Annotated in this window: 6 protein-coding genes; 1 reads left to right on the top strand and 5 read right to left on the bottom strand. The window is 46.3% G+C overall.

The features are described from left to right. Positions 1-54: 54 nt before the first annotated feature. The 3 genes from AB204_RS18100 to guaB all read right to left on the bottom strand — a co-directional run bounded on the left by AB204_RS18100 (position 55) and on the right by guaB (position 3966). Entirely contained in the window at positions 55-552 is a 498-nt protein-coding gene (locus AB204_RS18100) for a hypothetical protein (RefSeq protein ID WP_047964779.1), read from the bottom strand. 291 nt (positions 553-843) lie between these two features. Continuing rightward, positions 844-2421, bottom strand: coding sequence for a glutamine-hydrolyzing GMP synthase (guaA, locus tag AB204_RS18095; RefSeq protein ID WP_047964778.1), 1578 nt, complete (start codon positions 2419-2421; stop codon positions 844-846). Between the two features lie 78 nt (positions 2422-2499). Beyond that, entirely contained in the window at positions 2500-3966 is a 1467-nt protein-coding gene (guaB, locus tag AB204_RS18090; RefSeq protein ID WP_047964777.1) for an IMP dehydrogenase, read from the bottom strand. Positions 3967-4139: 173 nt separating this feature from the next. On the opposite strand from guaB, the gene xseA reads away from it, so the two are divergent. Further along, entirely contained in the window at positions 4140-5516 is a 1377-nt protein-coding gene (xseA, locus tag AB204_RS18085; RefSeq protein ID WP_047964776.1) for an exodeoxyribonuclease VII large subunit, read from the top strand. Positions 5517-5720: 204 nt separating this feature from the next. On the opposite strand, the gene AB204_RS18080 is transcribed toward xseA, so the two are convergent. After that, a complete protein-coding gene (locus AB204_RS18080) occupies positions 5721-8291 on the bottom strand; it encodes a putative mucin/carbohydrate-binding domain-containing protein (protein WP_047964783.1) in 2571 nt (856 codons plus the stop codon). Positions 8292-8360: 69 nt separating this feature from the next. After that, positions 8361-8544, bottom strand: a 184-nt coding sequence (locus AB204_RS22875) for a hypothetical protein (protein ID WP_047964775.1), incomplete at its 5' end; no start/stop codon positions are given.

The following is an 8544-nucleotide window of genomic DNA, read 5'->3' as shown; positions in this document are numbered from 1 at the left end:
TTATAGAAAATGTTGCGAGGGTTTAAGCCGGTTTTTCCGGCTTATCAATGAGAATCAAACAGCTCTTTTTACTATCTTTGAAAGCACAGCAGCAGCCAGATCAGTATGAGTAAATAAGGTATCTACGCACTTACCAACCAAAAAACCTGTACCTTTCTCTTTCACTAACTGTAAAAGGATTTTCTTTTCAGTATCAGACAAGTTCGCAGAATTAATTATTGTTTCAATTTGTTGCAGTATATTTTTATGGATATTGATGGTAACCGCATTAATTTCATTACCTATTATATCCGTATTAACGTAATCAACACCAGCAGCAGTAAGCACCATTGCTTCTGGATTAAAATCATAGCCGCCATCAATATCAAAAAGGATTGCATCATGGTTGACTAACCCAATTTTTATTAAATAGTTTATGTCGTCAGCTAATTGATCCCATCCAAGCGTCTCCCCAAGGAACTGTAATTTCTCTTCACTAATAGGTTGCATTAAGCGATTTTGATCATTCATAGCACGAATAATCATAAGCTGTCTCTCTTTCAGCATAGCCATGAAAGCTTCCTTATTTAGCATTGATAAAGATTAAATTATAGATGACTTACTTACGTTAGCGAATGCAGGGAAATTGAGAAATGCAGCAAAACTATTGCACCATTATCTTCTGACCATTTCGAATCATGGAATATACCAATTTTCTTCTTGAACACTATTTAACAGTATCAACATAAACACAAATGTACACGAAAGCGGGAATTTGGTGGAACGCAGAGACAAAAAAGCCCTGAAATCAGGGCCTTAATTAGAAAATCATGATGATTTGGTGAGGCTTGGGGAGACGTTAAATCATTCCCATTCAATCGTCGCTGGAGGCTTACCGCTGATATCATAGACTACCCGCGAAATACCTGCGACTTCATTAATGATCCTGTTCGATACACGCCCCAGGAAATCATATGGCAAATGTGCCCAGTGAGCAGTCATAAAGTCAATGGTTTCTACCGCACGCAGGGAAACAACCCAGTCGTATTTACGACCATCGCCCATAACGCCTACAGAACGGACTGGCAGGAATACGGTAAATGCCTGACTCACTTTATGGTACAGATCGGCTTTATGCAGCTCTTCAATAAAGATAGCATCAGCACGGCGCAGTAAGTCACAGTATTCTTTCTTCACTTCGCCTAATACGCGAACACCAAGGCCCGGGCCTGGGAATGGATGACGATATAACATCTCATATGGCAGCCCCAATTCCAGACCGATACGGCGAACTTCGTCTTTGAACAGCTCTTTTAATGGTTCAACCAGACCCAGTTTCATATCTTCTGGCAAGCCACCCACGTTGTGGTGAGACTTAATCACGTGGGCATTGCCCGTTGCAGATGCCGCAGATTCGATAACGTCCGGGTAAATCGTGCCCTGAGCCAGCCACTTAACTTGATTTTGTTTCGAAGCTTCTTCATCAAACACATCAATAAAGACGTGACCAATGGTTTTACGTTTGGCTTCTGGATCATTAATTCCCGCCAACGCAGACAGGAAGCGATCTTCTGCTTTAACATGGATGATGTTCAGGTCAAATTTCCCTTCGAACATTTCCATAACTTGATCTGCTTCGTTCAAGCGCAGCAAGCCGTTGTCTACGAAAACACACGTCAGTTGCTTACCAATTGCACGGTTCAGCAACAGTGCTGTTACGGAAGAATCCACACCGCCAGACAGGGCCAGAATAACCTGATCATCACCAATCTGCGTACGCAGGCGTTTTACGATATCGTCAATGATGGAAGCCGGAGTCCACAGCGCTTCACTTTGACAGATATCCAGTACGAAGCGTTTCAGGATATTCAGACCCTGATGAGTGTGAGTCACTTCTGGGTGGAATTGTACACCATAAAAACGTTTTTCATCATTGGCCATGATAGCAAACGGGCAAGTATCAGTGCTGGCAATAGTCTTGAAATCAGCCGGAATAGCAGTCACTTTGTCGCCATGGCTCATCCATACATCCAGCAGAGGTTTACCGGCTTCACTCAGTGCATCTTGAATATCGCGGAATAGTTCACAATCCTGCTTGATTTCAACCTGAGCATAACCAAATTCACGCTCATCAGAGTTGGAAACTTGACCACCCAACTGCATGGACATGGTTTGCATGCCATAACAGATACCCAATACTGGCACACCTGCATTGAAAACATATTCCGGCGCACGTGGGCTATTGTGTTCAGTTGTGCTCTCCGGCCCACCAGAAAGGATAATACCATTCGGGTTAAATTCACGGATTTGCTCTTCAGTGACATTCCATGTCCAAAGTTCACAATAAACACCAATTTCACGAATGCGGCGTGCAATAAGCTGAGTGTATTGCGAGCCAAAATCAAGGATCAGAATACGATGCTGATGGATATTAGTTGTCATTTGAGGTGAATTCCAAAAACAAGTGGCAATTAAAAATTTAAAAAGTCAGTGGCCCGATTACGGGCCACCCTAAATAGATTACAGACCTAAACGATAGTTTGGTGATTCTTTGGTAATCGTCACGTCATGAACGTGGCTTTCCTGAATACCTGCACCACTGATACGAACAAATTCTGCTTTAGTTCTCAGTTCATTAATGGTTGCACAACCCGTCAGGCCCATACAGGAACGCAGGCCACCCATTTGCTGGTGAACGATGCTTTTCAGCAGACCTTTATAAGCCACGCGGCCTTCGATACCTTCCGGCACAAGTTTGTCTGCTGCGTTATCAGTCTGGAAATAACGGTCAGAAGAGCCTTTAGACATCGCGCCCAAAGAACCCATACCGCGGTAGGATTTGAATGAGCGGCCTTGATAAAGTTCGATTTCACCCGGAGATTCTTCTGTACCAGCCAGCATTGATCCGACCATCACACACGATGCACCTGCCGCAATCGCTTTGGCGATGTCGCCAGAGAAACGGATACCACCGTCTGCAATAACAGGAATACCAGTACCTTCCAATGCTTCAACTGCATCTGCAATTGCAGTGATTTGAGGAACACCCACACCCGTTACGATACGAGTCGTACAAATAGAGCCAGGGCCGATACCTACTTTAACCGCATTCACACCCGCTTCCATCAGCGCTTTAGCGCCTTCTCCGGTTGCTACGTTACCGCCGATAATTTGTAGATCAGGGTATTTAGTGCGGGTTTCACGAATACGCTGTAAAACACCTTCGGAATGACCGTGTGAAGAGTCGATTAGCAGCACATCTACACCCGCTGCGACCAATGCATCAACACGATCTTCATTGCCAGCACCAGCACCAACCGCAGCACCAACACGCAAACGACCTTGTTCATCTTTACATGCGTTCGGTTTACGCTCTGCCTTCTGGAAATCTTTCACCGTGATCATGCCGAGTAGGTGGAAGTTATCATCAACAACCAGCGCTTTCTCAACACGTTGTTCGTGCATTTTCTGCAAAACAACTTCACGGGCTTCGCCTTCTTTTACTGTCACCAGACGCTCTTTCGGCGTCATCACCGCAGTCACCGGCTGATCCAAATCGGTAACGAAACGGACATCACGACCAGTAATAATACCCACCAATTCATTCTCTTCGGTAACCACCGGATAACCAGCGAAACCATTACGCTCAGTCAATTCATGGACTTCACGCAGAGTCGTTTGTGGCGTTACAGTAACCGGATCGGTAACAACACCACTTTCGTGTTTCTTCACGCGGCTGACTTCTTCGGCCTGACGCTCGATTGACATATTTTTATGAATGAAGCCAATGCCCCCTTCCTGTGCCAGTGCAATTGCCAGTGAAGATTCCGTCACGGTATCCATAGCAGCGGAAAGCATAGGAACGTTCAGGCGAATGGTAGAAGTTAATTGGGTGGACAGATCTGCTGTGTTTGGCAGGACTGTAGAATGGGCAGGAACCAACAAAACATCGTCAAAAGTTAATGCTTCTTTTTTAATACGTAACATGGGCAATATCTCACCAGGCTATGGAGCAATAAGAGGGATAAAATATTGCCGCGGCATTATACAGGCCGAAATCGGTTGCCTCCAGCATTTTTTGAAAAAAATTCTTGATTAGTCAGATAAGGAGATTAATATCGTTCAATTAAGTCCTTGTTTTAAAATTTGATCTAGCTCACATGTCACTACCAACCAATACCGGAATTTTTTCTGTTAGCCGTCTGAATCAGACGGTTCGTCAGCTATTGGAGCTGGAAATGGGCAGAATTTGGCTATCTGCCGAAATGTCCAATTTTTCTCAGCCATCGTCAGGACATTGGTATTTCACATTAAAAGATGAACGAGCACAAATTCGTGCCGCCATGTTTCGAAGCAGTAATCTGAGGGCAACATTTCGTCCACAAAATGGTCAGCAAGTGTTGGTACGGGCACAAATTACACTGTACGAGCCTCGGGGCGACTATCAACTGATTGTCGAGAGTATTCAGCCTGCCGGAGATGGATTGCTACAACAACAGTTTGAAATGTTGAAGCAAAAACTCACCGCAGAAGGCCTATTTGATCAAACCCATAAAACCCCCCTGCCCTCGCCGGCAAAGCGACTGGGGGTCATCACCTCGGCAAGTGGCGCTGCATTGCACGACATCTTGAATATACTGAAACGGCGCGATCCTTCCTTGCCCATTGTCATTTATCCCACCGCAGTGCAGGGAGCTGAAGCGCCATTACAGATTATTCGCGCAATCGAACTGGCAAATGCGCGACAAGAATGTGATGTTCTGATTGTCGGTCGTGGCGGAGGGTCACTGGAAGATTTATGGTGCTTCAATGATGAGCAAGTTGCACGTGCGATATTCCAAAGCCGTATTCCCATTGTTAGCGCTGTCGGGCATGAAACGGATGTGACAATTGCGGATTTTGTTGCTGATTTACGCGCTCCTACCCCTTCTGCGGCAGCAGAACTGGTTAGCCGTAATCAGATAGAATTATTGAGACAAGTTCAATCCTTACAACAACGCCTTGAAATGGCGATGGATTATTTCTTTGCCCAAAAACAACACGTGTTTAATGTGTTGTCCCATCGGCTTCAACAACAGCGCCCTGATTTGCGATTGGCACGGCAACAGAATCATTTGGCTGAATTGCGCCAAAAGTTGATTGATAGTTTATTACGTTGCCTGAAACAAAATTCAATTTCATATGAGAAGTTGAACCAGCGACTGTTACAAACCAATCCCGAACGGAAAATTCGCCATTATAATCAATCGATCCAACAGCTTGATTTTCGTTTGCAACAGGCCATTGAGCGGCAACTAGGACGTTGTCGGGAAAAGTTTGCTATTTCCTGCTCACGGATGGAAGCTGTGAGTCCGTTGGCAACATTAAGCCGTGGTTACAGCATCAGTGAAACACCTGATGGAAAGTTGCTGAAACAGGTTAAGCAGGTAAAAGCGGGTGATATGGTGAAAACACGATTGCAGGATGGTTGGGTTGAGAGTCAGGTGACGCAAGTGAAAAAAAACAGCAAGAGAACGAATCCCCGGAAGCATAGATAACTATGTGACCGGAAACAATCTACATTCTTCTCAAAGACAGAAAGCTCATCGTTAAGCGCACTAAAAATGGATGTCGGGGCAGCTATAAATTTTTGAGCTTTACGACTGAGCTCGCGTGAAATTCTCCACGACTCGATGACCACGGTTGAGGGGAGAAGCAGCGCCCCGTAGTGCGGCGACCTCTGCCGCCGCACCGGGTCCTTATTAATCAGCAATTCGCTCCAGTCCCACCGCTGTGATGCGGTAAGTCTGCTGTTTACCCTTTTCGGCCAACCGAACCTGCCGCATATCGTTGGTGATGATTAAACGTTCATCCGGCTCTTCATGATGCAGACGGATCACCTCACCGCCGTAACCGGAGATAGGCAACACTACCGAGCAAACCTGCTGCGTTTGGCTGCCGATGACCTCATAGCGATACAGGCTGTTACCGTCCGCATCCTCGTAACCGATCGAAGCGTAAATGCCTGGGAAGTAAGGATGCGCAATCCCGGCTTCAATCTTCACCGTCAGGGTTTTATCCACCAGATCGACGACGCCGGTCAGGAACTGACGATCGCTAATCCCCTTATAGGCCAGAGTGAAGGCATTGCCCTGATTATCGCCCGGACGGGTGTTGTAGGCGGGAATGCAATCCTGATAGGTTACCAACAGCTGCTCACGCTGCGGACTGTCGAAAATATTGATAGCCAGATAAATGTCGTCTTTGAAAGGCGAGAATGGTGCGTAATAGGCCTGATGATAGCGGCGCAAACGTTCCGCAGCCGCCTTCAACCGCACCAGCAACACCTGCTCCGGGTCACCCTGAAGCGCTTCATTTTTCAGCCCGCTCTTGGTGAGCTTCAACTGGTTGGTTTTGTTTTTATTGTCAATGATGTTTGGATAGTCCGGATTAACCCGCACTTGACTCGGCTCTTCATGATAAATTTTAATCTCGTAGCCCGCAGTGAAAAGCAATTCGTCATGACAAAGGATCGCCTGAGTGCCGTGAATGTCCTTGCTGAACACCACCGCGCCTTGCGGATCGCGCACCAAAATTTTGGCATAGGTGACGTTAGGGAAATAGGAGTGCGGAGTGGGGTTGGTGACGTCAATCACCAGCTTACCCTGGGCGTAATCGGCCACCAGAGTGGCAAAAACGGCATCGCCCAATCCCAGCAGGTTGATCTTCTGTGAGACGATCGGTGAAGAGACCTTTTTGACAAAGCAGAGCTCTACCGCACTCTCCCTCTGCTTCACCACCAGATAACTCGACGTTAGCAGATACTTGTGGTCTTTGCCGGTGGGTAGACGCAGTGTGTAAACGCCAATCGGCAGCTCACTCAATACCATCGTCGGACTGTTGATCTGCGTTTTATAGGCGTAGCGCGCCCCCTCTAGCAGGATCAGATCCTCGCCATAAATCTGCGCAAAATCATCAATAGTAAAATTAAGGGTGACATTGCCTTTCAGGCCGCTGGCTTTCAGCTGTGAGGCATCGACCAATCGTAAGGTGGAATCCAACTTCAACTGCGTTTTCACCTCATCCAACTGCTGCGTATTGACCAATTGATACAGCGGGTACACCGCTTTGGCATGGCTGAACGCGTTACGATCCCGCTGTGTTTGGGTCACGTAGCCGCCGGTCAGTTGAACGAATGGCGTTACGTCCACCTGCTCACTAACCATCGCAAAGCTTTCGGACAACATATCAAGCAACGCATGTTCGTAAAATACAAAACCTGGTGTATTACAGTTTGCGCGGTACTGCTGATTGAAATGCGTGAAGGCATTCTTTCCCGCCTTATCCACCATCAATACAACGAAATACAGCTTAGAGCGCAGATCCCATTGATCGAGCGGGGTGGCCTGAGCAATCAGATCGACGATTTTCTTCTCGACCTTCGCCATATTGCCGTGATCATACAGCCAACCTTCTTTATATTTGCGCTCACCTAACATCACGTCCTGATAACAGGCGGCATAAATATTGTTCCACACATCCCCAGTAGAAAAGTATTTATCCCCCGTAAAGGAGCCCTGATAACCGTGGGCAATTTCATGCAGACTGCCCCAGTTATTATCTTTCGGCGTCAGCCAGAAGTTGCTGACTGAGTTGCTGGTTTCCGCCGTCCAGTTGCCGCCGTAATAAGCGGCGCCCCCGCCGTTTTTATCGGCCTTCATAAAATAGCGGTTTTTAATATTGCGATCCGAATCGTGTTCAGCCTCAAATGAAACGCCTGTCAGCGCATTATAGAAAGTAAAAATTCTATCGTAATAGGCGATCAGGCCATCAATATTTTTGGCTTCCCCCAGTGCCTTCAGCTCTTTTTTACTGATTTTTGGTACCAGCAGTGTGGCATATTCAGAATCAATAAAACCGAATTCGGCGTCTTGGGTATCCCAACGGCTGAAGAACGCCACTTCGTTTTCACCTTTGCGGTACACTGGTAAGGTTTTAGCCGTATCCGGATACTCAAACTCAACCATCGGCACGCCATCCACGTAAGGCGTATCGATAAACGGAACCGACACCGCGTTGACGCTGGCCTCAACCCAGGTGCTACCGACAACACTGAATTCGACTTCCGTTTTGCGATCGTCATTCAGCAGGCGCAGTGTGAGCTTGTCGCTGAACGCCGCATTGACCTGGCGAACTCTTATCGTCTGCCCGGCGGCGAGAATAATGCCCAGATGTTGGCGATCGTGGCCAATGCCTTTGCTCATTCCGGCAGCATCCAGCCATACGGGTCTTGACAAGGTATAAAGCGATTTTGATTTAGTGATATTTGGCATCTTTTTTTCCTCAGGAATAATATGCTTTTTCACTTTTCCTTCTAATTCCTGTTGGCTTCTTGCAGACATTTACATTATTATTTTTAATGGTATATATTGCCAATATTTAGCTTCTTTTATAGAATTAAATTCCGGGTCAAAAATATAAATATTAAGCAAAGCATCAATAAAAACATTAACAGCACAAATAGAATTATCGTAGTTAGTGAAATATATTATGCCAATGGCATAACCATGCATTAATCCTTTATTG

This window comes from Xenorhabdus khoisanae (assembly GCF_001037465.1).
Taxonomy (GTDB): Bacteria; Pseudomonadota; Gammaproteobacteria; order Enterobacterales; family Enterobacteriaceae; genus Xenorhabdus; species Xenorhabdus khoisanae.
This window is presented reverse-complemented; position numbering and strand designations above follow the sequence as displayed.

What these genes read in the sequence shown, in the direction of transcription:
- xseA (WP_047964776.1), top strand. Translation starts at nt 4,140, where the DNA reads ATGTCACTACCAACCAATACCGGAATTTTTTCTGTTAGCCGTCTGAAT.
- AB204_RS18080 (WP_047964783.1), bottom strand. Translation starts at nt 8,291, where the DNA reads ATGCCAAATATCACTAAATCAAAATCGCTTTATACCTTGTCAAGACCC.
- guaB (WP_047964777.1), bottom strand. Translation starts at nt 3,966, where the DNA reads ATGTTACGTATTAAAAAAGAAGCATTAACTTTTGACGATGTTTTGTTG.
- AB204_RS18100 (WP_047964779.1), bottom strand. Translation starts at nt 552, where the DNA reads ATGGCTATGCTGAAAGAGAGACAGCTTATGATTATTCGTGCTATGAAT.
- guaA (WP_047964778.1), bottom strand. Translation starts at nt 2,421, where the DNA reads ATGACAACTAATATCCATCAGCATCGTATTCTGATCCTTGATTTTGGC.